Origin of the sequence: Flavobacterium sp. FlaQc-49 (assembly GCF_044005985.1) — a bacterium.
GTDB lineage: Bacteria > Bacteroidota > Bacteroidia > Flavobacteriales > Flavobacteriaceae > Flavobacterium > Flavobacterium cupriresistens.
Map to the genome: position 1 here is coordinate 898390 of NZ_JBIPCS010000001.1, position 24312 is coordinate 922701.

The following is a 24312-nucleotide window of genomic DNA, read 5'->3' on the forward strand; positions in this document are numbered from 1 at the left end:
TACGATTAATAAATTATTGCTACACTTTTGTTCTTCCTGATATTAATGAAATAACGAATAACACTAAAAATATAAAGAATAAAACTTTTGCAATACTAGCTGCTCCGGCGGCAATTCCGCCAAAACCAAATATTCCCGCAATGATGGCAAGAATAATAAAAATGACTGTCCAACGTAACATATGATTTGTTTTTAATTTATAAATTGAACTATAAGCTCTTAATTTCTTATTCAAATTTCTTACTAAAAAACAACCGCTCTTAACGCAATCCGTTTTTTTATTAGCGCAATCAAATACAAAACTCAATAAATTTCAGAAAGAAAACAGAAGTATCAGAATTTCACTTGATACGTTATAAAATTCCAATGAAAATGTTTTTGAGTTAATTTTTTAGTGGATTGGATTACTCCTACCATTTTGTTCGTTCTAATTTTAGATAAAATAAATTTAGAAAATATGGAGTTAGCTACAAAACATGGTGTGGTTTTAGAAAAAACGGAGCGCCCTTTTGAAGAACTGGGTGTTTTAAATCCTGCCATTTATCAGGACGGAAATACAGTTCATATGTTTTACAGAGCCGCCAAAAAAGGTAATTTTTCAACGGTGGGGTATTGTCGCTTTGAAGGGCCTACCACTTTAGTAGAGCGAAATTCAGAACCGCTCTTTTCTCCTGAATATATTTATGAAATTCATGGTGTTGAAGATCCCCGAATCTCAAAAATTGATGATTTGTATTATCTTACTTATGTGACTTATGACGGGATAAATGCCTGTGGTGCTTTGGCCGTTTCCAAAGATTTAAAAAGCTTCAAAAAGAAAGGCATTATCACGCCAAGATTTATACTGAATGAATTTACAAATCTTATCCGCAAGCATTTACAAAATCCCAGTGTGGCTAAAATACTTGCTTTTAATGTAGAAAGGAACTACCCTTTAACAGAGACCATCAAGGACAATTTATATGTATGGGATAAAAACGTCGTATTATTTCCGAAAAAAATTAAGGGGAAATTTGTTGCATTACACCGTTTATTTCCATCCATTCAAATTTTCAGTTTTGAGGATAAAAAAGAACTGACAGAAGATTTCTGGAAACTATATATGAAAGATCTCCCGGATCATATCGTTATGGAGCCCCAATTTGATCATGAAACAAGTCATATTGGTCCCGGTGCTCCACCTATAGAAACACCTGACGGCTGGTTATTAATTTACCATGCCGCAGAACGCAGAGAAAAAGGATTGGTTTATCATGCCTGTGCCGCATTATTGGATCTGAATAATCCGAAGGTGGTGCTGTCAAGATTAAAAGTTCCGCTAATAACTCCATCGGAATATTACGAAAGACATGGGTATGTAAACTATGTTATTTTCCCGACCGGAACGGCTCTTTTTGATGAGCGGCTTTATATTTATTATGGTGCCGCCGATGATAAAATCGCAGTGGCCTCTGTGAACCTGAATGATTTGTTAAACGAACTAAAAAAGAATCCCTATGAAAGCACTATCGACTAAATCAAAAATAGTTTTTCTATCAACTTTTCCACCAACACAATGTGGAATAGCTACTTATACGCAGGATACAATCAAAGGAATTGCCGATGTTTATGGTAAATCAATACTTTGTGAAATTTGTGAATTGGTTGATAAACCAAAAATAAAACCAACTCAGGCATTTACTTTAAACACAAAAAACAGAAAAAAATACACGACCGTAGCTGAAGAAATGAATTCTGACAAAAGCATTAAGCTGGTGCACATTCAACATGAATTTGGTTTATTCGGAGGGAATTATGGCGATCATTTGCTGGACTTTTTAAATGTTATCAAAAAACCGGTGACTTTTACTTTTCACAGCGTGATTCCAAATCCAAACGATGAATTGAAGACTTTTGTAAAATTACTTTTAAGGTATAGCCATTCGGTTTTTGTGATGACCAATCAGTCACAGGAAATCCTGGTCAATGATTATGGCATTTCAAAAGAACTCATTACTTGCGTCCCACACGGAACACATGTGGTAGTGTATGAAACTCCTTTTAGCGCAAAGAAAAAATTCGACATTCAGGACCGACTGGTTTTATCCACTTTTGGACTTTTGGGTGAAGGAAAAAATATCGAAACGGGTCTAAAGGCATTGCCGAAAATTATCAAAAATACACCAAATGTACTTTACCTCATTATCGGAAAAACGCACCCAAACAATATCATCAATGGCGTTGATGCCTATAGAAACCGACTGGAACAAATGGTTGATGATTTACAACTGCGCGACAATGTCCGATTTGTAAACGAATACCTCGATACTCCTCATCTTTTAGAGTATTTAAAAGCCACTGACATTTATATGTTTACTTCCAAAGATCCTAATCAGGCGGTTAGCGGAACGTTTTCTTATGCGATGAGTTGTGCTTGTCCGCTGGTAGCATCAAAAATTCCGCATACTTTAGAGGTACTGACTTCTGATTCGGGTATTTTAGTTGATATCGGAGATGCGGATCAGTTTGCCGAAGCCGCTATTCAATTGCTTTCCGACGAAAAACGAAGAGAAGAAATGGGAATTAATGCCTTCCGGAAAACACGGGCTTCCTCTTGGGAAAACGTAGCCATAACGCATATGAATACCTATAAAAAACTTATGGATAAAACCTATGAAATCAAATACAGCTATCCTGCAATAGAACTGGCACACATCAAAAAAATGACTACCGAGTTGGGAATTATTCAATTCAGTAAAATTTCTGTTCCTGATCCTTCCTCCGGTTATACTTTAGACGATAATGCACGCGCATTGATTGCGTTTTGTATGCATTATAAATTAACCGAAGACAAAGACGATTTGCCTTACATCTTAATTTACCTCGATTTTATAGAACGTTGCCAAAAACCCAAAGGCAATTTTATGAATTATATTGACGAAAACAACCGAGAACATCTTGAGCAAAATGCAGCTGCAAATCTCGAAGATTCAAACGCACGTGCGATCTGGGCACTGGGGACTGTTGTTTCTCATTCGGCAATTTTACCGGACTCCATTTCCAAAAAAGCATCCAAATGTTTGCTAAATGCTTTAAAATGGTCCGAAAATATTCAGTCACCGCGTTCGATTGGTTTTGCAACAAAAGGCTTGTATTTATATCATAGCACAATTCCCAATTTATATGTAGCGGCGATCATCAATAAATTAAATGCAAAATTGCTTTCTAACTATGAAATTCATGCGTCAAAAAACTGGAAATGGTATGAAAATTATCTGACCTATGCCAACGGAATCCTTCCGGAATCCATGTTATATGCCTATTTGGTAACCAACAAACCAATCTATAAAAAAGTAGCACTGGAATCTCTTGATTTTCTTACTTCGAAAATGTTTTTGGAAGACAACTTCCGTGTAATTTCAAACAAGGGCTGGTATCAGAAAAATACAGAACCACATCCATACGGAGAACAACCGATTGATGTGTCCTATACCATTCAGACTTTAAATGCTTTTTACAATGCCACTAAATCCCCGGAATACAAACAACAAATGAAAACAGCCTTCAACTGGTTTTTGGGTAAAAATCATTTAAATCAAATTATGTACAACCCCGTTAGCGGAAGCGGCTACGATGGTTTAGAAAGAGAAAATGTCAATCTGAATCAAGGGGCTGAATCAACAATCTGTTATTTGACCGCAAGATTAATAATGGAAAACCTAAAGGCCACGGACAGTAAAGTAATCCCTTTATCGAAATCCAGAACCACTATGGCCATCCACTCCTAAATACATTTAACTACGCTTTTAACTAAAGTAATTCTACAACCCATTATTACTCTTAAAATCCCTTTTCTCAAAGGGATTTTTTGTTTTATACTCTTTAAGGCAACGTTACTTCGTTTGATTTTAGCTCCCGATGTAAATTATATAAACTTCCTCAAAAGTTCTGTAATATTTTTCGCCTATTACCAAAGTAACTTTAATACGGTCAATAATACAAAAGCAACTTTAAAATATGCCCTTGTTTTTTTGACTTTATAAACAATAACTAAAAACAACCTATTTTGATTCTCACTTTAAAAAATACATTCGAAGAAGTAGGAAATGCAACCTTGTTTGCGGGCAAGTTCTTTAAGGAGCTTTTTATTCCACCTTATGAACTAAAAGAGCTCAGAAAACAATGTTATGTTATTGGTTATAAATCTTTACCACTTGTTGCCATTACGGGCTTTATTATGGGTTTGGTACTTACACTTCAATCCCGTCCGACCTTGGTGGAATTTGGAGCTGAATCCTGGTTACCGGGTATGGTGGCGCTTTCGCTCATACGGGAAATTGCTCCGGTAATTACGGCTCTAATTTGTGCGGGAAAAATTTCATCGGGAATTGGTGCCGAACTAGGATCGATGAAAGTAACGGAACAAATTGATGCAATGGAAGTTTCGGCTATCAATCCTTATAATTATCTGGTGGTTACCCGCATTTTGGCTACAACTTTAATGGTGCCGATATTAGTCATTTTTGCAGATGCAGTCGGAATACTTGGTGGTTATATCGGGATCAACATTCACGATGATATTAATTTCAATCGCTACATCGCCCAAATTTTTGAATCGTTGAATTATTCTGATTTGATTCCGGCCACTATCAAAACATTTTTCTTTGGTTTTTTTATCGGAATGATTGGGTGCTACAAAGGTTTTAATGCTGCTAATGGAACCGAAAGTGTCGGGAAAGCAGCAAACTCGGCCGTTGTAACCGCATCGTTGGCCATTTTTATTATCGATATGATTGCCGTACAATTAACTGATTTAATCTTTTAAAAAATGATTGAAGAAAAAAAACATAGTAAACCTAAAGTAAAAGAGAAAAATCAGACCCCGATAATCGAGATCAAAAACCTGTGTAAAACATTTGGTAAAGATAACGAGGTATTGAAAGGTGTCAATCTTACCGTAAACAAAGGAGAGGATTTGGTTGTTTTAGGTCGTTCAGGCTCCGGTAAATCGGTAACAATAAAATGCATCGTTGGTTTGATTGAACCCGATAAAGGCGAAATAAAAGTATTTGATGAAAATGTTTTGAATCTTAAAAAAAAGGAACTGAATGCAATCAGAGTCCGAATTGGTTTTTTGTTTCAGGGCGGAGCCTTGTACGATTCTATGTCGGTTAGGGAAAATCTGGCCTTTACCTTAAAAAAACACCAACGAGAATTAACTCCCGAAGAAGTAGAAAGTGAAATTCTAGAAGCACTTGATAATGTAGGGTTGAGTGATGCCATAGATAAAATGCCCTCTGAATTATCCGGTGGTATGCAAAAGAGAATTGGTCTGGCGCGCACGCTAATTCTAAAACCCGAAATTATTCTGTACGATGAGCCAACAACAGGACTGGACACGATCACCTCAAGAGAAATAAGCGAATTGATACTTGATATTAAACACAAACGCAAAACAACATCGATCATTATTACACACGATATGGCTTGTGCAAAACTGACAGCAGACCGCATTATGGTACTAAAAGAGGGTGTGATACATGCCGAAGGCACTTACAAAGAACTGGAAAAAAGCGAAGATGAATGGGTAAGTTCTTTCTTTAAATAAAACTAAAAAATAGAAATCATGGCGAAGCAATCTGGATATACTTGGAAATTAGGAATGTTTGTAACAATAGGTTTGTTGCTGTTTATACTTGCCATTTATTTTATTGGGAAACAAAAAAACCTGTTTGGTGATACCTTCAGAATTACCTCCAATTTTAAAACCGTCAGTGGTTTGCAGGTTGGAAATAACGTACGCTTTTCAGGGATAAACATCGGAACAATCGAAGAAATCAGATTGATAAACGATTCCTCTGTTGTGGTGGGTATGGTTATAAAAGACGAAGTCCGCGAATTTATAAAAACAGATGCCCGTGCCAGTATTGGTTCTGACGGGTTAATGGGAGACAAAGTACTTACCATTTCTCCCGGTGTGCATTCGCAGAAAATAATTCAGAACAATGGAAAAATCGCTTCAATCAATGGAATTGAAATGAACGATATTATGAAAAGCGTAAAAAAAAGTGTTGATAATGTCGGCGTTATTTCTGAAGAATTAGCCATTTTCAGCCATAGTATGAATAACGGAAACGGGGCTTTGGCCCGATTAGTAAGGGATGATAAAATGGCCAACAGCGTTTCTAATACACTGTCTAATCTGGAAACCGGAACGAAAGGTTTTAGCGATAATATGGAAGCCGCCAAAAGCAACTTTCTGTTTAGAGGTTATTACAAGAAAAAAGAAAAGCAAAAAGAGAAAGAGCAAGAAGAGTTAAAAGAAAAAAAGGAAGAACAACAGGACAAAGCCAATAAAGAAAAAGAAAACAAGGAAAAGGAACAAAAAGCCAAAGAGGAAAAAGCCAAAGAGGAAAAGCAAAAAGAAGTAGACACTAAAAAAGCGGAGGCTGAAAAAAACAAAAAATAATATTGAAATGAAAACTAAAAAACAAAATAGCACCAGTGCGTTCGAGAAATTTGCTTCGCACGTTTCAAAGGCAGCAGGAAGTACACCCGCTTTTATTGGCGCTTTTTCAATTGTTGTGGTTTGGGCTGTTTGTGGTCCTTTTTTCGATTATTCAGAAACCTGGCAATTGATTATCAATACCGGGACTACCATTATCACTTTCCTGATGGTCTTTTTAATCCAAAAAGCGCAGAACAAAGATTCACTGGCTATTCAATTGAAATTAAACGAATTAGTCGCTTCAAACGAATATTCCAGTAATAGTTTGGTAGACATTGAAAGTATGACCGAAGAAGAGATGATTATAGTACAGAAATATTACCACAGACTTAGCGAATTGGCTAAAAAAGAGGAAAGTGTACGAATCTCCCACTCTATTGCAGAAGCACACGAACAACACCAACGAAAAGATAAAAACCGAACAAAAATACGTACCCAAAAAAGCCCGAAAAAATGAAGCTACGTTCTACAGAAACCTTTTGGCCCTTAAAACACGCAATGGAAGTAAGTTATCCGTCCCTAAGTTCCGATTTAGAAACTGAAATTCTAATTATTGGTGGTGGAATTACCGGAGCCTTAATTGCCTACAAACTTCTTAACGAAGGAAAAAAAGTCGTAATGGCCGATCGCCGTGATATTTGCAACGGAAGCACGGCAGCAAGTACAGCATTATTGCAATATGAAATTGATGTGTCACTACACGAACTAATAAAAGTCAGAGGATTAGAATGCGCTATCGACAGCTATAGGAATGGGAAAAAAGCCATTTTTGATCTGCGGGCTATAGTCGATACAATAAAAAGTGACTGCCAATTTGAATTCAAAAAAAGCGTTTATTTCTGTTCTTTAAAAAAAGATCTTCCTTTTCTAAGAACAGAATTCAAATGCCGAAAAGAGAGCGGTTTCGATGTCAGTTGGCTCGAAAAATGGGATCTTGAAAAATTGGGATTAAATGCTCTGGCTGCCATAGAATCTAAAACCGCAGCGGTTATGGATCCTTATCAATTTGCTCAGGATTTAATCCGCTATTGCAAAAAAAAAGGAATGCAGGTTTTTGACCGCACGAACATTACGGCCATTCAAAATCAAAAAGGAAAACTTATTGCCCATACGGAAGCAAAATACAATATCGTGGCTGATCATGTTGTACACTGCAGCGGTTATGAGAGCACCGAAACACTCACAGAAAAAGTGGTTGATCTAAAAAGCACTTATGTAATTGCTTCAGAAAGTCTTCCGGATTTACCCAAATATTTTAAAACCGCCATTTTTTGGGACACCTCCTCTCCCTATTTATACTTTCGAGCGACAAAGGACAACCGAATCATTATGGGTGGCGGAGACGAAGAATTTAAAGACCCTAAAAAACGAGACAAACTGCTCCCTAAAAAAGAGCAATTTCTATTGAATAAATTCCAAAGAAAATTCCCTAAAATCGATTTCAAAATAGATTATTCCTGGGCAGGTACTTTTGGCGAAACCAAAGATGGTTTACCGTATTTCGGAAAACCAAATCCAAATAAAAATGAACACTATGTTTTAGGTTTCGGAGGAAACGGAATCACCTTTAGCGTCATTGGAATGAATTCGATTTTGCATTCGATTGAAGACAAAAAACATCCTGATTTGGAGTATTATAAGTTTCACAGATAATTCTTTTTCTAAGCATCTCAGATTCTCAAAGCTTAGTCACTCAAATCTAAGCGGTAATAGCCAAAGGATTCAGATTAAATTTATACTCTTTGGGACTGCAATTGAATTTTTGCTTGAAAATTTTAGAGAAGTAACTTCTGCTTGTAAATCCAATACAATAAACAACTTCAGAAATGTTTAAGTCCGAAGTCCGAATTAAGATTTCCGCTTTTAAAACTCTTGTATGGGTAATAAAATCATTGACGGTACGATTGTGAATCATTTTAAATCCCTCTTGCAGTTTGTTTGGCGACAAGCCAGATTTTTTACTCAGCCATTTAATTGTAAAAGCTTCTTCCGGATTGGATTGTATCGTTTCTGAAAGTTCTTTTATTTCTTCCATTTCTCTTAAAGTCAGACAACTGAAATCTTTTGATGCAGTGGCTAAATCATCCGCGTGCTGCTGAATTTCCGTAGCCAGAATGATTCTTAAAATACCTTCTTTTAGTAAATGGCGCACGATACCGGTTTGCGCGATCGAGCTCAATTGTTCTATTTTCTCTGCAATTCTCCTGTAAGAACCCAGATAAAAGAAATTCTCCTGACTATTATTCTCAAAAAAAGTTTCTTTTACTTTCGTGTTTAAAGAATTAGTCTGATCCATCGCACCGGACTGGTTTCCAACTGTAATTAAAGTAAATTTAGTTTTTATGCCCTTTTCAAAGAGCAAAACATTTTCTTCTTTTTCTCTTGCGGAGAGAATAGCGGTCTGGAACATTTCCAGTTTTTTTTCTTCTTCCAAAACACTAAACCGATGAGATAAATTACCTTCTGAGCAATACGCAAAATAAACCGGTGAAGCATTTAAATTTGCGATATTCATTCTCACCTCATCAGAAAAGGTCATATCAAACTGCATATAAGAAATCGCATCATTAAACGAAGCTCCGATAATGGAGCCTTGCGCCGAAGCATTATGAAATTCTAAAGTATATTCCTCTAAATCACAAGTAATTTTTCCACCTAAATGCAAGGCTAATGTTTCAAATATATTCTTAATTTTATCTGTTTGTATGTTAATTATTTTCATTTGGGCAGGATTTAAAAATTCAACACTAAAAGGGTATAGCTTACTCGATAGAGCGAATTTGTTTTTAAGTACAAATTCTTTACAATCTATACTCCAAAGTTCGATTAAACAACACCGAAAAATGTTATACAATTTTTAGATTTTGTTTTATAATTACCTATTAATGACTATATTAACAACTATTCTACTAGTTTAATTTCAATAAAAAGCATGAAAAGTTTTTCCTTCCCTCCATTTAGTTCTGACCAGTCTAATGTATTGATTTTGGGCACGATGCCGGGACTAAAGTCTTTAGAACTCAATCAATATTACGGGCACAATCAGAACAATTTCTGGAAATTTTTGTTCCCAATTCTGAACGAAGATTTTTCAAATGACTACGAAACCAGAAAAGCGCTTTTGCAAAAAAACAATATTGCCATCTGGGATGTTTTACAATTTTGTGACAGAGTCGGAAGTTTAGACAGCGCCATAAAAAATGAAATTGCCAATGACTTCGAATCCTTCTTAAACGAACATCCAAACATCACAACGATTCTCTTTAACGGAAAAAAAGCAGCGGCATTCTTTAAAAAATACGTTACGCTTGAAAAATCCTATCAGCTCATTACGCTCCCATCGTCGAGTCCGGCAAATGCGGGCCAATCGTTCGAATCAAAATTAGCCGAGTGGAAAGTCATAAATTCACTCACAAACAATCGAACAGATATTTGAATTCTATAATATTATCTTGGTAAAGTATAATAATTTCGTCCGGCAATCTGATAATTTTACCAAAAGGTTTTTGAAGTATTTTAGTACTGGACTCCTTAGTAATGGCAAGTCACCTACTAAGGCTATAGTATAAGAAATGCCGATAGTTAGTTTATTTAAAAAGCTATTCTTTTATTAGAATAGCTTTTATACTTTTATGGTTTATTTTTTTAACCAAATAATTATGAAAATTCAAACATACCGTAATCATATACGGTTTTATACACCTCATCATTTTATATATTACCCAATTCTGATTGGGTTTTTAGCAGCTAGTATTTATTTTGCGTGTACTACAGAAGACAAGCTAATCTGGACTTTTATAAGTATTGGGTTTGTGTTTTTATTCTGGCTTGCTTATATGCTTCGCCAGCATTATGCTTTAACCTTGCAAAACAGAATTATACGATTAGAACTTCGCTATCGTTATTTTACACTTACAGGAAAAAGATTCGAGGAATTCGAATACAAACTAACCGACGATCAGGTTTTTGCGCTACGTTTTGCACCTGATAACGAGTTAATAACTCTTGTAGCAAATACCCTTGAAAATAATCTGACAGGAGCAGCTATAAAAAGAGCAATCGTACACTGGCGAGCTGATTATAACAGGGTTTAAGAAAAAATCATAAAAAACAACAATGCCAATAGCAATAAAAAATGCAGTCTAAAAATTGCAATCTACTTATTGCTATTGGCTTTTTTATTGTCTTCTATCTCTGAACCTTTGCTACTTTGAACCGCTGAGCCTTTCCCCTTCACCAAAAACCATACAAAACTGATAAACAGATTATTATACAAAATAATCAAAGTAATTAAAACAAATGAATGATTTTTTTTGTTAACTTTAATAGCTACAAACATCCAGGTAAAATCTAAAATTTAATCTTATGAAAAAATTATTTTACTTTTTGACCGCTTCATTATTAGGGTTGACATCAAATGCACAAACCGTTGCTGAAATAACTCCAACTGACACTTTAACTGTAATTCAGAACGAAAATAAAATCGAACAGGATACTTATTCTGAAGATTTACCTTGGCATGCCAGACGCTTTAAAGTTTCTGCCGGAAGTTTTTTTCCTGTAAATAATACTCAAATTCAGGTAGGTACTAATAACGGAAGAATCGGTACTACAATAGACCTCGAAGATGATTTAGGATTTACTAAATCAAGTGCTTCCTTTTTAGGGACATTTGATTGGCGTATTTCAAGAAGATCACGATTGGGATTTGAATACTTTTCGCTGGACAGAAGCTCCTCTAAAACCTTGCAAAGAGAAATTAATTTTGGGGAGCATACTTACGAGGTAAATGCTAGAGTAACGGCATTTTTTAATGTTCAGATTGCAAGAATCGCCTATGGGTATGCTTTTTTATCTAAACCCAAATACGAAGCCGGATTATTAATTGGTGCGCATGTGCTTTTTGCGGATCTGGGCTTACGTGTAGATGCCAAACAGGCCGTCGCTGAAGTACATGATAATTTTAACTTCACAGCGCCATTACCGGATATTGGCATATGGGGAGAATTTGTACTCGGAAAACGTTTTGGTCTGTATGCCAATGTAAATTATCTGGCCTTAAAAATTGATACTATAGACGGTCGAATCCTAAGCTACAATTTATCTCTTCTATACAATGTGTATAAAAACTTTAGTCTTACAGCCGGATATACAGGTTTAAATTTTAAAGTTGAAGACATCGAAAAACATCTTAACGGTTCTCTGAAATGGGGGTATAATGGACCAACTCTTACGGCTGTTTATACCTTTGGACATCATGTTAAGCTCTATAAACACTAGAGTTTTAAATTCCAAAAGTTAAATTCCAAATTCCAAAAAAAAATTAAACCCGACAGGTTTTTGAAACCTGTCGGGTTAATTTTTTTATTTTTTATTTATCTATTGGGGTGAATTTTATTGCGGTTCCTCCACCTGCTGCCAATTTTAGGTTTAAGACTGTATTGTGGTTTACTTTTTGTTTGCTGATTGCAACGGGATACGGATTTGTTTTGTAATTCGCTCCTGCTCCATCTGCATATATCTCTGCTTCGTATTCCTTGTCATTATCTAAAAAAGAAAGTTTTACTTCGAGATTACGGGCTTTACTGTTCGTGATCGACCCTAAATACCAGTTTTTTTCACTCCAGTCTTTACGGACAATGGTCGTATATTCTCCAATCTTCGAATCCAAAACTTTGGTGTCTGACCAAGTACACGGAACTTCTTTTATAAATTGAAATGCTGGTTTGCCTTCGTAATTTTCAGGCAAATCGGAAGCCATTTGCAACGGACTAAAAATAATCACATACAATGCCAATTGATTTGCCAAAGTGGTTTGTACTCGGGCTCCTGAAGGCGTTTTATAATCAAAATTGAAGTTCCCGGGTGTATAATCAAACGGACCTGATAACATTCTCGTAAAAGGTAAAGTCGTTAAATGTTCCGGGGTGTTTCCGCCGTCAACCGACCATGCGTTGTATTCCTGCCCTCTTCCGCCTTCCTGCGACATAAAGTTCGGGTATGTGCGTTGGATTCCGGTTCCTTTCATCGGTTCGTGGTTGTCAATCATGATGTGGTATTTTGCAGCTGTTTCAATTACTTTTCGGTAATGACGTGCCCCATATTGACTATCATGCCATTCTTTTTTATCTAAAAACTTATTTACATACCCTGTTTTCACCGAATTAACACCCATTTTTTGATACAATTTAAAAGCATCTTCCAATTGATTTTCGTAATTTTTAGTTGCTCCGGCTGTTTCATGGTGCCCGATTAAACGAACATTCTTCATCGCGGCATATTTTGTAATTTCTTCCAGATTAAAATCCGGATAGGCTTTTACAAAACTAAAAGCAGAACCATCGGCTGTCCAATCACCATCCCAGCCTTCGTTCCAGCCTTCTACTAAAACACCGTCAAAATTATTCTTTGCTGCAAAATCAATGTACTCTTTTGTATTCTTGGTTGTTGCCCCGTGTTTTGGACCTTGTCCCCAGGTGAATTTTTCCAGATGCATTCCCCACCAGATTCCAATGTACTTAGACGGTGTAATCCACGACAAATCTTCAATTTTTGAAGGCTCGTTTAAATTCAGCATAATCGTCGAAGTGGCAACCTCTCCGGGAGTTTTACCCACAACGATTGTTCTCCATGGAGTTTTAAAAGGAGTTTCGGCATACACTTTTACACCATCAGCCCACGGCACTAAATCACTTTTGTATTGTCTGTCGGTTGTTTTTAATAAAGTCATTGAGGCAAAATCCGTTAGATTGGCTTCGTGAATGGCGACATACAATTTGTCTTTCGTTTCAAAAGTAGCAGGCGTATTGATCGTATCCGTTTTACTCATTAACGTTTTGCGATAGGTACTTTCGTAATAACTGTTTTCACGGTGCACCGGAATCCACCAGACTTCATTATTGTCTTTAAAAGTAAATTGTGTCATTTCATTCGAGATTTTTACCTTTCCTAAATGAGGCTGTTTTGGAAATTCATAGCGGAATCCAAGGCCATCATCAAAAACTCTGAAAATAATATCTACAAGACGCTCTTCTCCTCCCGATTCTTTGAGGTGAACAATCATTTCATTATGGTGATCTCTTACTTTTTTGAATTCTCCCCAAGGCTGTTCCCAGGTCTGATCGGCTGTTTTTTCTTCGGTCGAAACCACTTCAAAATTTTCAGTCATTTTTGCAATTCCCCGAAATTCGAATCCTAATAAAGAAGGTTCGATAACCGATTTCCCATTAGAAGAGAAACTGTACTGCGGCTGACCCGAAGCGGTTAATTGAAAAACCAGTTCAGCGTTTTTCCCGGGAGAACTAATTGTATATGTTTTTTTAGTACTGCAGGCAAAAATAAGCATGGAGGCTAAAGTAATCAGGCAGTATCTATATCTTATGTTTTTCATTATTTAATTGTATTAATTACAACGCTTTTATTTAATTTCGTTAAGTACTTCTTTTGCTTTGGCAGATTGCATGGAAACAAAATAATTAAAGGCCTGATCTAGTTTGTTCTGGGCATCGACATTCCCTTTCTTTTGAAGGCGTAAATTGTATAACTTGCTAATCTCCGGAAATATATTTTCTGTGTTTTTAACTCCAGCAAATGTTTTTACCTTTTCGATATAGGTGTATCCAAATTCAACAGTTGGCTCGAACATTGTTCCTTCTCCAAAATCGTTCCATGTAATCAACTGTAAATAATCTAAATTGGCACTTTTAGCCATAGCCAGCGTTTCATCAAGTGTTGCTCCGTTATTGTGCGCAATATTCCAGCCAATTGCTGCTCCGCCACCGCCTTCGGCATAAAAATCTTTAAAACCGGGATAGGCACTTCCTATTGCAACAGCGAGTTTTGGTTTTGTATTGGTATAAAAATTAGTCAAGTAAGAGCTGTTTTTATACACCCAGGCATATTCGCCGGACGCATTTACACCAGCTTCTACCGACTGATCCCAAAGTGTTATAAATGCAGGTTTCGTAGTCAAAGTATTAAAAACATTTGTCCATTCTGCAGGGGTTTGCAATACAATCGGACCGAAATTCAGTAATAGTGGTTTTCCGTTTATTTTAATATAATTGGCATCTTTAAAATACTTATTCTGTACGTAAGCCAAATCGGTTTTGGCTGCGCTGGTTACCGAAATTGCTTTTCCGGCATCAACGGCACTTTTGGTTACCCTGTCTTCATAAACAATGGCATATTCTAAGCCTACTTTGTTTAACATCGCAATAAGTTGTTCTGTATTTTCTTTTACCATCCTATAGTCATAAACATCATAGGTGCCGTACCAATCGATCAAAACACCATCAATTCCTGAATACTTCATCAATAATAAATGATTTTCAATTACATTTTTATCCCCCGAATGATACGGACCAATAAGTGGGTAATAGTAAGACGCAATCTCTCTATGGCCGTCTGCTCCTATGTTATTCGGATTTTTATTAGCCATCGTCCAGTGATATCCCCATTTTTTATCGGCACTGCTTTCATTGGTTTCGAACCAGGGCATATAATGCACATAAATCTTGGTGTTATTTGTTTTTTCAATCGCCACCGGAGCAAGTACTTCCGGTTCTGTCACTTTATCTGAACCTTTATCGTCACTACTGCAGCCAGAGGCGACGATAAGGTTTATGATACCCAAAAACAGTACTGTGATATATCTTTTCATACTTCGTTTATTATTTTATTTTTTTGCCATCGCTTACAAAAGCTTGCTTAATCTCTGGGAATCCTTTAAATCTGTGGCTAAAAATATTGGCAAAAGGTTTTTCTTTTTGCCACAGATTTTAAGGATTAAAAGGATTTTTTTTCAATCTTAAATTGCAATTCTAATCTGTGAAAATCTTTTAATTCTATTTAACTGCTTTTAAATCATTAACAAGCAAATCGTTGTGTTCCGTTCATTTTGATTATTTTAATCTTTTTTTTCACGCAGATTTAGCAGATTTTGATCATTGCTTTCTGCGAAAATCTGCCAAATCTGCGTGCCATTTTTTTTAAAACATTTCCTAATCTGAACAACATTCTACAAAAGTTAAAAACATGCCAGCCTTCCACGACTAACCAACATGAAAGACTGACATTCAACAACCTAGTTCACAGGATACCCCGGATTCTGCACCAGATTTTTATTTGTAGTTAACACACTGCTCGGAATTGGAAATATAGCTCTGGTTTTATCCGTAGCTCCTTTTTCCCACCATGGCAGGAAGAAGGTTCCGAAACGAATATTATCTGTTCTTCTTCTTCCTTCAAAAGTAAATTCCTTAAGCAACTCCTGATCTATAAATTTAAGGTCGATGATTGCTGGCATTTCTTCTCCGGCACGTCCTGTTATTTGTTGCAAGAATGGTTTTGCTAAATCCGGAGCACCTAAACGTACATGACATTCTGCTTGCATCATCAAAATTTCGGCATAGCGAATTAGTACCAAATCGTGATCACGTTCCCAGTTTTCTCCGGCTTTCATTTCGTATTTACCCAAGCGAACTCCTTCGTTTTCCTTGGCATCGGTCAGACTTGTTAAGTTCTCTGTGTAGGTTAACGGCTCTCCGTTATCCATAATAATTACAGAACCCGTAGCCAAATTGATCTGATCTCCGGCAACCATGCATTTTTTTCTTTTATCGGTATCACCAAATTTTGAATAAAGGCCCGGTTGTCCACACATCCCGTTAGCACTCCACGGATAATTTCCGGTTGGAGAAATCGCCAGTTTTTGCAAATAATGACAAGACATTGAGCTCATATAATTCCCAACTGTTCCTGCTTTTGAATCGTACGGGATCGCAAAAATAATCTCAAGAGAGGTTTGATTTTCTGTCGCAAAATTGGCAAAGAAATCCGGTGTTAAGGTATAACCCGTCACTTTCTGACACATCGTAAGACAATCCTGCCAACGTGCCGTTCCGATAAACGCTTCCGAATTAAGGTACAATCTTGCCAAAATAGCGTATGCTACATTTTTAGTCAATTTCGAGTACACCACATTTGAGTTCAAATACGGTATGGCCTCCAACAATTCTTTCTCTACAAAATCGTAAACTTGTTTTCTTGTAGCATTAGAAGGCAAATCCAGATCTTCAAAATTGGTTACTATGGGCACATTCCCAAACAAATCCAAAAGATTGTAATAGTAATAGGCTCTTAATGCTTTTAGCTCCGCATAAATCGGGGTCTTTGCCTGAGTGGTCAGAGAAGATTTGTCTATCTGATAGATGATTGCGTTAATTTTGGCAATTCCGGTATAGTTATAACGCCAGGCCGAAAGAATCATTCTGTTGTCTGCTTTCCAGGTATGTTTTTGTGCATCCTGATATTGCCCGCCATCGTACCAGTTTGTACCTCTGGTTGGAATTGTAGCCTCATCAGAAACAACTTCATTCAAAAAGAAAACATATTCACAAGTCGGATAATTATTTGATATCCCATCTGCAAATCCTCTTAGCGAAGAATAAGCTCCTCCTACCAGCGCATCAATTTCTTTTGGCGTATTTCCAAAATTCCCATCTTCTACTTTATCATATAAATCTTCATTCAAATCTGTACATGACACCGTAAAAAACATGCTTAAAAGTATCGCTGCTGTTATTTTGATTTTCATTTTTACTATTTTATGGTTATCAATTCGCTTAGTTATTCAGCGTAAAATTTAGTCCAACAGAAATCGTTGTTGGTCGCGGATAATTATTGTATCGGTCTATACCGGGAGCCGCAAGTCCTGTTAAATCCATTACTCCGGTTTGGTTTATTCCGTCCTGAGCATTCAAACCAATTTCAGGATCCACCCCTTTATACTTCGTAAATACAGCAAGGTTTTCTCCCATTAAATAAATTCTGAGTTTAGAACTTTTATATTTTAATGGTAAAGTATACCCAACAGCAACTGTCTGAAGTCTAAAGAAAGAAGCATCTTCTATCCAATAGCTGGAGTATTTTGGAGCCGAAGTGATTCCGCTTGATAAGAAATCATCCGGAACATTAAAGGCCGGTAATCTGTTCGGATCGTTCAGCATCATGTTGGTTGCGTTTAAAGCTTTTTGCCCAAACATTCCGTATCCTGAAATCCCTAAATCAAAATTTCCATAGGTAAAATTCATTCCGATCCCTAAAGTCAAATCAGGCTGTACATTTCCTAAATCTTTTTTATCGCCATCGACCAAAACATTGTCTGCTACTTTATCTCCTGCCGCATTGTAGTATAACATCTTTCCATCCGGATCAAGTCCTGCACTTTGAAAACCCCAGAAAGTTCCAACCGGATATCCTTCAGCAATAATTTGTGAATACTGACCCGACATACCAGCTAATCCGTGTAAGGACCCACTGTAGATAACATCAGTTTTATAGGTTGGATTGGAAAGTTTTTCAATTTTTTGAATGTTGTGTCCAAGCGTTAAATTCGCATCCCAAGTAAATTTATCTCCTTTAATGATATTCGCATTCAAAGTAAGTTCAACCCCTTTGTTAGACATTTCACCTACGTTTGCCAACATATTACCTACTAAATAAGGAGGCTGAGGTACTTCATAGGTATACAATAAATCTTTTGTGGTTTTAGAGTACCATTCAAATGATCCCGTAATTCTGTTGAAAAGACTAAAATCTACACCAATATTCAATTGTTGTGTGGACTCCCATTTCAAATCAGGATTTGGATTTTGTTTTGGAGAATACGCCAGACTCCATGTTTTAGTAACGGGATCGTAGTAACTGTCGTTTCCAACTCCTAAAATAGAAAGCGATTTGTATTCACCGATTCCATCCTGATTACCTGTAACACCATAACCTACTCTCAATTTCAGATTATCCAGCCAGCCTTTTGAAGCATCCATAAATTCTTCGCTTGAAATTTTCCATGCGACAGAAGCAGACGGGAAAGTTCCCCATTTATTATTGTCTCCAAAACGGCTTGAACCATCACGTCTTACAGTAGCTGTTAGCAAATATTTCCCGTCATAAGCATAATTTGCACGGGCAAAAAACGAAACCAGATTTGATTTTCCTTTATACGAATAAACATCCCCCAAGCGATAATTGTAACCCGCTCCCAAGTTGTTGAAACTAAAAGCATCTGTTACAAAACCGCTTCTTTGCGCTCCGAAGCCTTCATAAATATTTTCAAAATACGAATATCCCGCTAAGGCACCAATCGTATGTTTGTCTAAAGTTTTGTTGTAATTAACAAAAATCTCGCCTTGTGCATTGGTGTACTCCGCGTAAGTTTTTTGTGCATAACCGTCTTCTGTTCTCCCTTCCAGAACAGCATATGACGGTTTGTAGGTCCCTCCCTTTACTGCATTATGCTCCAACGAAATATTAGCTGATGCGGTAAAATCTCTAAGGAATTTAACTTCTGTCTTAAAATAACCCAAAAGTCGGTGTCGCTCATTATCAACTGTTCTGTTGGTTAAAATTTCAACCGGGTTTTCATAAATATTTCCACTCACAGAGGAGAAATTTCCATTTGAATCATACACCGGAATCGTTGGATTTAAATTGTAAGCACGTTCAAAAATTCTGTAATCGATAGGATGCCATTTGTCGATATTGGCAAACAACCCCATATCAAATTTCACCGCTTTATTGTCTCCTAGATATTGATAAGCGCTCACATTTCCACTGATTCTTTCCAGGCCTGATTTTTTAATAACACCTTCATTATTCAAATAGGAAATGGAAGCTCTGAAACCGCTGTCTGCTTTACCTGAATTAATACTCAAAGTGTGCGATTGCGAAATAGCCGTTTGTTCAATTGCTTTCTGCCAATCGGTGTTTCCTCCGTAATCAACAGCATCCAAATTCCCGGTCTGACGTACATACCCTCGCCATTGATTGGCAGATAAAAGATCTAAATTATCCGTAACATAACCAATACTTGATAATCCGGTGTATACAACTGAAACGCCTTTGGTTCCGGATTTTGTCGTGATCATAATAACCCCATTGGCGCCTCTGGAACCATAAATCGCCGTTGCAGAAGCGTCTTTTAAAACGTCTATCGATTTGATATCTGAAGGTTGCACTACATTGATATCCACTCCTGCAATACCATCAACAACAATTAACGGACTGTTACTTGCCGTTAGCGAAGTTCCTCCACGCAAACGTATCGTCGAACCTGCAGCCGGATCACCCGAGGGGCGAATAATATTCAATCCCGCTACTTTCCCTTGTAAAACCTGCTCCGTAGAAGAAAGAGTTCCTTTTACCAAATCATCTGAACCGACGGTTGAAATTGCTCCTGTTAAATCCGACTTTTTTACTTTTCCATATCCAACCGACACCACCTGAACTTCTGCCAAGGCATAACCATCATTTTGAAGACGAACATCGAGATTAGCACTTGTTGCGGTAATAAGAACTTTTTGTGTAGTCGATCCGATAAAAGATACTTCTATCGCACCTCCCACAGCTACCTGTAGTGTAAATTTCCCGTCAAAATCTGTTGTGGTTCCGTTTTTGGTTCCAACCTCAATAACAGAAGCTCCCGGCAATACACCTCCTGTATTGTCATAAACGGTACCTGATACCTGCTTTTTCCCCTGAGCAAAAATTCCCGCCGAAAGAAAAAGCATGAAAATCATCAATACCGCCGATTTAGTAGTCCACATTTGATGCAGGACTCCCTTTTTATTTTTACTATTCATTAGAATTGGTGTTTTAATTTGATAGTGAATTATTTGTCTAAAGTTTTAAGGGGAATCGAAGTATCTGAAATTGTTTTGTCTTTGTTATCCTTTACTAAGACATGAATTTCAGTTAAATTCGGAACTCCGTTTAACTCAGAAACTAAATTGACAAATCCTTTAATCTCTGCTGTTCCTCCCGAAAATTCACCAGAAATTATTTTACTGCCGGCCGTAATAGTGTACGTCAATTTGTTTACGCCCACTTCATTGTTTTTACGAGACATTCCCAGAAAATCCTTTTGACTAATTTGTGAAGGAAAAAATCTGAAAACCGGTGGTGGTGGCGGAACAAATTCGCCTGCATAAATAATCTGATCACCGGAATTCGTAGACCAATCTTTTGCCACCATTAGAAACGTAATGTTTTCCATGACAAAACCCGGTTCTGTATGATAATATTCCTGCGGTATCAAATCCATTCTGTAAAAACCATTTCCTAAATCTTTCAATTTTGTTTTTTCAGATACCTCCGGAAGCCAGGCTTGATACTCTTGTGAAACGGCCCAATTATTTAAACCGCTATGGAAATGTACACTCGGAACACCCGCAAAACCATCTTTTAAATTGGAATTAAATAAAATACTTACCGGTTTATCGATTGTCGGTTTTAAAGGATACGATCTGATTAGCTCATTAGCGGTATAAAATGAAGAGAAATCGGTGTAGGCAATGCTGGCAACATCACTTTGTTTTGATCCGTTTTTATTTTTTATACGAAACCAGAATCCTGCACTTGCTGCAATTTCTTCCGGAGTTTTAGAAAAATAAACAGTCGGTGTTAAAGTAAAGCTCCAAATTTTGTTTCCTTCATATTTCAGTTTTGCAAAATCTGATGAATTCTCAAAATTCCCTGCATCAGGTTCAGAAGGCGACCAAATCCACATATAGAGATCTTCCGTTTCTGCAAATGTGGTTCCTGAAAGATCAAAATACCACGTCACTTTTTCATCATACTTGTACACTACCGGAAATGATGACGTCGGTCCCACAGCACCTGCCGCATCTTGCGCCTGAACAAAACCAGGTGCCAAAAACAGGGCAAGTAAAATTGTATATATAACTTTTTTCATATTCCTTTCTTAATTAATAGCATTCAATTTAAAGACATAAGACACAAAATCAACTCCACCCGAAGTACGCATTAACTGTAGTTGCATCTCCTTGTTTTTACCCGGAACCGAAGTCACACGGAGTTCATCTGTTTTTTGAGTTTTTTGAGCATCACTGTACAAAAGGATTCTGACTGCACTGGCATTCGTCTGCTGAAAATCGGAGCTTAATGCCCAATACCCTTTTGGCGCAAATAATGCGGGAACATCACCTGTAACCTCATAACTTGTAGGTCTGTTTTTTTCGTCTACGTTGAATTTGATTTTAAAATCCTCGTAATTAAAATAAGTACTCAAGTTTTCTTCACTTGGTTCGACTTTATTTGCTTTTGCAAATTCATCAACCATTTTCAGGTTTGTTAATTCCCAATTGCCATTTACTTTTTCATAAATGGTAATCGGATCAACATGGCTTCCGTCTTCAATAGTATCACAGCCAATGGCTAATAAACTTATCATGACAGCCAACCAATACATACTTTTACATTTCATAAATTTGTGGTTTGATTGTTAGTTTTTTTTATCCAAAAAGGACAGAGCGAAGCTAGAAGTTAAATAAATCTTAAAAAAAATATCCAAGAAAAATCAAGATAAAAATTGAGTCAAAAACAACACAACTAATTAAAAACTAAACACTTACAAAAATTGTAGTTTTGTAAAAATCAAGACTTTGTTTAGATTAAAAACGGCATCTAAATGACAATATGAAAATTAAAGTCTATAATTTTTTCACTATACCTATATATAATTGCTTTTTATTGTATAATTGTAAATTATTAGACTTGTTTTAACATTTACAAGCTGTTTTTAAATGTGTTACGTCTAAATTTGTTAACTTTTGAAGAATTACTGCACCTAAATGCTCCAACCTATTTAAAAGTAAAACCGAATTAACACCACCAACCCAAAAAACTAATTTTACCCTAAATCAAAACATGACCATGCAAAGAATACTAATTCTATATTTTTTCATTGCAGGTTTTTCTCTCACTGCAAAAGAGACCAATCCCGTCCTCGAAGAATTAGATAAAGTCCTTCTAAAAAAAGAAGTTTACCTCAAAAAGAAATATCAGAAAATTGGGGTATTAAAAAAGAATATATCCAAATTCACATTGAACCAAAACAATGAGGAGCTTTATAACGGTTATATGGCGTTGTTTGATGCATACAAATCTTTTAAATATGATTCTGCATATTATTATTTAGAAGAAGCCAAGATCAAAGCCATTGTTTTAAAAAACCCTAAATACCTCGCTAAAAGCCGTGTTAAGGAAGGTTTCGTATTACTTTCTTCCGGCTTATTCAAAGAAGCAATTGATACGCTAAATGTTATTGATGACAAAAAACTGGATCTCAAAGACAAAATTGAATATTACAATATAAAAGCCCGTGCTTACTACGACCTATCGGATTACAACCACGATCAGCGTTATAGCATTCATTATACACAGCAGGGAAATCATTTTTTAAGAAAGGCTCTAGAACTCACCGCAACCAATACCAACGAATACTGGAGCGCAGAAAGTCTAAAACGATTAAAACAACAAGACTGGCGCGGTGCTGAATTTGCCTTTAGTTATTGGATCAATAATTATGATCTGCCACCTGATTATTATGGAATTGCTACTTCAAGTCTTGGTTATATTTATTCGGAAAGAGGGTATACTAAAAAAGCTGTTCAATACCTCGCACTTGCTGCCATTGCCGATGTTAAAAATGCGACAAAGGAGACCGTGGCACTCCGTAATTTAGCAAACGAACTCTTTAAAATGGGTTATCTGGACAAAGCAAACGAGTACATCAACATTGCCATGGATGATGCTACTTTTTACAACGCCAGACATCGCAAAATTGAGATTTCAATGATCCTCCCCATAATTGAAAAAGCACAACTCAATAATGTCAAAGAAAAAAATGATAAACTGGAAAGAATCATTATCCTGTTGACTATACTTACTGTGATTATCATTTTATTTTCGATCATTATTTTCAAACAATTAAAAGAAAGAAATAAGGCGAGAAAAATAATGGCCGACTCCTATAGTAAATTGCAGGAAATGAATATCAGCCTGAGTGAAGCCAATGCGATTAAAGAGGAATATATCACTTATTTTATTAAAGCAACCTCAGCTTTCATCAATAAAATAGACCATATCCAGAAAAGCACGCTTCATAAAATCATTACCAAAAAAACAGATGAAGTTATCGCGAGTTTAAAACGATATAATGTAAAGGAGGAACGCGAGAATTTATTCCACCAGTTTGATGAAATCTTTCTGAAATTGTTCCCAACTTTTGTAACTGATTTTAATCATTTATTTCCAAATGATCATAAATCGATTGTAAAAAAAGGAGAACTTCTGAATACCGAACTCCGAATTTTTGCTTTATACCGACTGGGAATTCAGGACAGCAGTCAGATGGCAGAATTCCTGGAACTTTCTGTAGCTACAATCTACACGTACAAAACCAGAATCAAAAGTAAATCAGACTTTAAGGATACTTTTGAAGAGAAAATTATGGCGATTAAGACTATCTGAGGTTCTGAGATTCTGAGATTCTGAGGTTCTGAGGTTCTGAGGTTCTGAGGTTCTGAGTTTTCAGGGACAAAGTTGCAGAGGTTTGAGTGTGTTATCATGTCATTTCGGTACTAGAAATCACGACAGAAATTCTGCATAAAAAATCGCCAATCTTTGTTGATTTGCGATTGTGATTTCTCGACTTCGCTCGAAAATGACAAACGGGGAGACGATTGATAATTAATTCGTGGCAGCAAAAAAATAAACCCAAATAAATGCCACAGATTATACCGATTCGCACAGATTAAAAAATCATTTAAAATCATTTAATCTGTGGCAAAAAAAACACCGCGAATTACACGAATTCGCACAAATTAATTCGCGTAGATTCGTGAAATTCGTGGCAACAAAAAACTAAACCCAAATAAATGCCACAGATTACACCGATTCGCACAGATTAAAAAATCATTTAAAATCATTTAATCTGTGGCAAAAAAAAAGCCACGAATTAC

General features: G+C 36.4%; 19 protein-coding genes. 11 read left to right on the forward strand and 8 right to left on the reverse strand.

Features of this window, described 5'->3' with window-relative positions; all coding sequences use genetic code 11:
* Window positions 1-19: 19 nt before the first annotated feature.
* Entirely contained in the window at window positions 20-181 is a 162-nt protein-coding gene (locus ACHRV3_RS03155; RefSeq protein WP_047777346.1) for a DUF1328 family protein, read from the reverse strand.
* 276 nt (window positions 182-457) lie between these two features.
* Here ACHRV3_RS03155 and ACHRV3_RS03160 point away from each other — a divergent pair, with 276 nt between their 5' ends.
* The 7 genes from ACHRV3_RS03160 (at window position 458) to ACHRV3_RS03190 (ending at window position 8140) form a co-directional block, all read left to right on the forward strand.
* Window positions 458-1516, forward strand: coding sequence for a pesticidal protein Cry7Aa (locus tag ACHRV3_RS03160; RefSeq protein ID WP_047777344.1), 1059 nt, complete (start codon window positions 458-460; stop codon window positions 1514-1516).
* Window positions 1497-3767, forward strand: a complete 2271-nt coding sequence (locus ACHRV3_RS03165; protein WP_395435634.1) for a glycosyltransferase — start codon at window positions 1497-1499, stop codon at window positions 3765-3767. Before ACHRV3_RS03160 ends, ACHRV3_RS03165 begins: the two co-directional genes overlap by 20 nt.
* A 278-nt stretch (window positions 3768-4045) precedes the next feature.
* A complete protein-coding gene (locus ACHRV3_RS03170) occupies window positions 4046-4804 on the forward strand; it encodes an ABC transporter permease (RefSeq protein WP_047777168.1) in 759 nt (252 codons plus the stop codon).
* 3 nt (window positions 4805-4807) lie between these two features.
* Window positions 4808-5587: an ABC transporter ATP-binding protein gene (locus tag ACHRV3_RS03175; RefSeq protein ID WP_395435633.1), complete on the forward strand. Its 780-nt coding sequence runs from the start codon at window positions 4808-4810 to the stop codon at window positions 5585-5587.
* Window positions 5588-5605: 18 nt separating this feature from the next.
* Window positions 5606-6448: an MlaD family protein gene (locus ACHRV3_RS03180; protein WP_230002337.1), complete on the forward strand. Its 843-nt coding sequence runs from the start codon at window positions 5606-5608 to the stop codon at window positions 6446-6448.
* A 7-nt stretch (window positions 6449-6455) separates the two neighbouring features.
* The gene (locus ACHRV3_RS03185; RefSeq protein ID WP_395435632.1) at window positions 6456-6944 is read left to right on the forward strand and encodes a low affinity iron permease family protein; all 489 of its coding nucleotides are present in this window, start codon (window positions 6456-6458) and stop codon (window positions 6942-6944) included.
* Window positions 6941-8140, forward strand: coding sequence for an NAD(P)/FAD-dependent oxidoreductase (locus ACHRV3_RS03190; RefSeq protein WP_395427589.1), 1200 nt, complete (start codon window positions 6941-6943; stop codon window positions 8138-8140). Before ACHRV3_RS03185 ends, ACHRV3_RS03190 begins: the two co-directional genes overlap by 4 nt.
* 46 nt (window positions 8141-8186) lie before the next feature.
* Here ACHRV3_RS03190 and ACHRV3_RS03195 read toward each other — a convergent pair whose 3' ends face one another.
* Entirely contained in the window at window positions 8187-9209 is a 1023-nt protein-coding gene (locus ACHRV3_RS03195; RefSeq protein ID WP_395435631.1) for a helix-turn-helix domain-containing protein, read from the reverse strand.
* A gap of 210 nt (window positions 9210-9419) precedes the next feature.
* Between ACHRV3_RS03195 and ACHRV3_RS03200 the strand changes: the two genes are divergently transcribed.
* From ACHRV3_RS03200 to ACHRV3_RS03210, 3 genes are all read left to right on the forward strand, one after another.
* Complete coding sequence (locus ACHRV3_RS03200) at window positions 9420-9923, forward strand: DNA-deoxyinosine glycosylase (protein ID WP_395427591.1); 504 nt, start codon at window positions 9420-9422, stop codon at window positions 9921-9923.
* A gap of 223 nt (window positions 9924-10146) precedes the next feature.
* Complete coding sequence (locus ACHRV3_RS03205) at window positions 10147-10581, forward strand: DUF6526 family protein (RefSeq protein WP_230002341.1); 435 nt, start codon at window positions 10147-10149, stop codon at window positions 10579-10581.
* A gap of 271 nt (window positions 10582-10852) precedes the next feature.
* Window positions 10853-11767 (forward strand): hypothetical protein, encoded by a 915-nt coding sequence (locus tag ACHRV3_RS03210; protein WP_395435630.1) that lies wholly within the window; start codon window positions 10853-10855, stop codon window positions 11765-11767.
* A 91-nt stretch (window positions 11768-11858) separates the two neighbouring features.
* On the opposite strand, the gene ACHRV3_RS03215 is transcribed toward ACHRV3_RS03210, so the two are convergent.
* The 6 genes from ACHRV3_RS03215 to ACHRV3_RS03240 form a co-directional block, all read right to left on the reverse strand.
* Window positions 11859-13877, reverse strand: coding sequence for a glycoside hydrolase family 97 protein (locus ACHRV3_RS03215; RefSeq protein WP_395435629.1), 2019 nt, complete (start codon window positions 13875-13877; stop codon window positions 11859-11861).
* A gap of 27 nt (window positions 13878-13904) precedes the next feature.
* A complete protein-coding gene (locus tag ACHRV3_RS03220; protein ID WP_395435628.1) occupies window positions 13905-15149 on the reverse strand; it encodes a glycoside hydrolase family 71/99-like protein in 1245 nt (414 codons plus the stop codon).
* Window positions 15150-15572: 423 nt separating this feature from the next.
* The gene (locus ACHRV3_RS03225; protein ID WP_395435627.1) at window positions 15573-17084 is read right to left on the reverse strand and encodes a RagB/SusD family nutrient uptake outer membrane protein; all 1512 of its coding nucleotides are present in this window, start codon (window positions 17082-17084) and stop codon (window positions 15573-15575) included.
* Between the two features lie 28 nt (window positions 17085-17112).
* Window positions 17113-20130, reverse strand: a complete 3018-nt coding sequence (locus ACHRV3_RS03230; protein WP_395435626.1) for a SusC/RagA family TonB-linked outer membrane protein — start codon at window positions 20128-20130, stop codon at window positions 17113-17115.
* Window positions 20131-20159: 29 nt separating this feature from the next.
* The gene (locus tag ACHRV3_RS03235) at window positions 20160-21242 is read right to left on the reverse strand and encodes a hypothetical protein (protein ID WP_395435625.1); all 1083 of its coding nucleotides are present in this window, start codon (window positions 21240-21242) and stop codon (window positions 20160-20162) included.
* A gap of 9 nt (window positions 21243-21251) precedes the next feature.
* Window positions 21252-21773, reverse strand: a complete 522-nt coding sequence (locus ACHRV3_RS03240) for a DUF5004 domain-containing protein (RefSeq protein WP_395435624.1) — start codon at window positions 21771-21773, stop codon at window positions 21252-21254.
* A 449-nt stretch (window positions 21774-22222) separates the two neighbouring features.
* On the opposite strand from ACHRV3_RS03240, the gene ACHRV3_RS03245 reads away from it, so the two are divergent.
* On the forward strand, window positions 22223-23821 hold the full coding sequence (locus ACHRV3_RS03245) for a DUF6377 domain-containing protein (RefSeq protein ID WP_395435623.1): 1599 nt from the start codon (window positions 22223-22225) through the stop codon (window positions 23819-23821).
* Window positions 23822-24312: the final 491 nt, after the last annotated feature.